Below are 2,636 nucleotides of genomic sequence, written 5' to 3'. Positions count from 1 at the left end.
AGGGGTCTCCTCGTTTTCAGTGCAATAAGTGACGGTACGAAAAGCTAGCACTGGCGCGGAGGTGGTGTTGGTAGATCGTTGATTTCATTGACTTTCCTGTTCACTTTCAAATCTGCGATTCGTGGCGTCAAACCGTGGTCGGTTTCATCCATTGGTGCCAGTTATCGATGCATTTGGCCGCGAAGGCAGGATTTGGTCAGCATAGCGGTCAACCGGGAAGCGAAACACACCCCGCAAGTTGATGCTCTCCAGCCTGGTGGGCGCAATCTTCCCGATCAGTTCCGGTGGAATGACCTGGCGGCGGTTCGACCAGCGATCCAGGACCGCCTGCATCTGTGAGGTATTCCACGCCATCACGATGTTGGCCATCAGGCTCAACGCATCGGCCACAGCCTGCATTTCATCGACACGTTTGGCCTGCGCCGGGCTGATCCGGCCGGTATAAATGGCGCGCTTGAGGGCGTTAACAGCCTCGCCCCGATTGAGCACCCGGCGCAACTCGTTCCTGAAAGCGTCCTTGACAAAGTAGTCAGCCAAAAACGCCGTACGCAGCAACCGCCCCAATTGCACGCCAGCCTCATAGATTGGATCGCCCTGGGCGGCAGAACCGAACCGCGCAAGAGCTGCCACCGCACTGGCATGTCCGCTCATGACCGAGGCTGCCAGGTGCACCAGACTATCCCAATGCTTTTCGATCAAAGCGACGTCGACATTGGCTTCGCACACCGCAGCGATTTCTGCGGGCACTTTGGTGCCGCGTGGCACAAAGAGGTGGCGCTGTTTGAGTTCCTTCAACCGCGGGCAAAGATCAAAACCAAGCAAACGGGCATGTGACATGGCAAAGTCGGTGTAGCCATGGGTATCCACAGCAAGCTGGCTGGTCTCCAGCTTTTCTTGGCGGATGACACCTTCAATGGCCACGCCCGCCTGGCGCTCATTGAGCACAAAGGGCTGCGCATGGAAGATGCCCCACCGGTCTTTTACATGGGAGTAGATTCCAATGGAAGGTGTGTTGCGCCGAGGATCAAGCCGGGCTTGCCACACCCGTTTGGTGGTCTCCATGGTCATCATGTCAGAAGATGCCAAATCGGACCGCCCCCAGGTGGCGGCAATCGGGTGTCGCTGCATGAATTCCAGCACAGCCTGGCAGGCCTGGCTCAGACGCCGTTCGTCCCGCGCCCAGCGCATGGCCTGGCGAATGCTGGTGGCAGACAATTGCGGAATCATGCGCGCGCATTCGACCGCAGTCAGACTGGTGCCGTGGGCCATGATGCCGGCATAGACCATCAGCAGCTCGTCGGTAGAGCGCGGCTCACGTCCGAGCATGATCCAGCTAAAGCGCACCTGGGCGTCAACGGCCAGAATCACTTCCGGCAATTGAACCTCACCGATGCGGTGATCCAAAGCCGCGCGCAGCTTGGTCACTTCTGGGTCTTCGTCCTCTGCGGGCAATGGCGACAAATGGAGTTCATCATCCACGCGCAGTACGCCACTGCGGGCTGCAGCGGCCACCGCATCGACACCGGCAGTTACTCTGGCCAGCAAAGGCTTCAAGAAAGTGGCAGCCTTGCTGGGTAACGATAGACGGGCATAGTGTTTCTTGGACTCTGCCTGCCAACGCTCGTCCGTGAAGAACAAGCGCGCACGACCCCGAAAGCTCAGGCTGTGCTCAATCCAGACCGAGCCATTGCGCACCGCGCGGCGCAGGGCAAACAGGGTGGCCACCTCCAACGCCTGAAACGCCCGTTCCCGGTCTGGGCTGGAGATCGAAACCTGCCAGATCATTCCCAGACTTGGTGCCACCACTTCAACTGGCAGCTTTCTGGATCCTTTGAGATATAAAGCTTGCAGCTTGGCAAGGTACTCGATGGCAGGATGCTCGCCGGTGGCCTGCCAGGGCAGCTTTGCAATGGCGACGAGCAACGACCGCACGGGGCGAATTCCATCAATCAATCCCTCGCGGACCAGGGAGGCCCTGCTCGGTGGTTTGCGTTTCTGGGTTTCGGTGATCAAGGCTTCAAGACGGGCACGCAACTCAGCATCTGGCACCGCACCTTGCGCGCTCAAGGCAACAAGTTCGCCGAGCAGCGTTTTGTACATTGCGGCCCAATTGACGGTAGCGGGGACATCGGCGGCAGCCTGACGCCACAGATCGGCGATCCGGCGCTGCACCATAAGGATCAACTGGTCTGTGGTGGTGAACAGGCAATACCGAAGAAAGCATGCGACCTCCACGGTGCGCGCTGGCTCTTTGATCTTGGCTCCGGCTGAGGGCGGCCTGGAGACAAGTCGGCGCGCGTAGCGGCGCAAGATGAGATCGGGGATGTCTGCCAGGTGCTTATGAACGTCCAGCGTGTAAAGCAGGTCGATGCGCTCCAGTACCTCGCTGATTTGGCGGGTTGAGTGTTTCGCCGGTGCAGCCCATAGCCAACTCTGCTGGGTTTGTCCATCTGGGCGCAGCTCTGAAACTGAGGCTCGCCAGCGATCAAGTGTTGCTGGATCAACGCTGGCGGCGATGGCGGTGCCTGTTTCAACTTCAAGCTGGGCAAGTGCCGCCGCAATCAGTGTCCGAATTGCCCGCTCGTGCACGATCACCAGCTTGTTCTTGTACAGCCATTGACGCGCCCGCACGAGTA

The 2,636-nt window shown here is 59.2% G+C and carries 1 protein-coding gene; it reads right to left on the bottom strand.

The features are described from left to right. Positions 1-144 precede the first annotated feature (144 nt). A partial coding sequence (locus tag G4G93_RS35240) for a Tn3-like element IS1071 family transposase (RefSeq protein WP_103738568.1) occupies positions 145-2,636 on the bottom strand: 2,492 nt, incomplete at its 5' end.

It is taken from the genome of Methylobacterium sp. DB0501 (assembly GCF_011043735.1).
In the GTDB taxonomy this organism is placed as follows: Bacteria; Pseudomonadota; Alphaproteobacteria; order Rhizobiales; family Beijerinckiaceae; genus Methylobacterium; species Methylobacterium alsaeris.
This window is presented reverse-complemented; position numbering and strand designations above follow the sequence as displayed.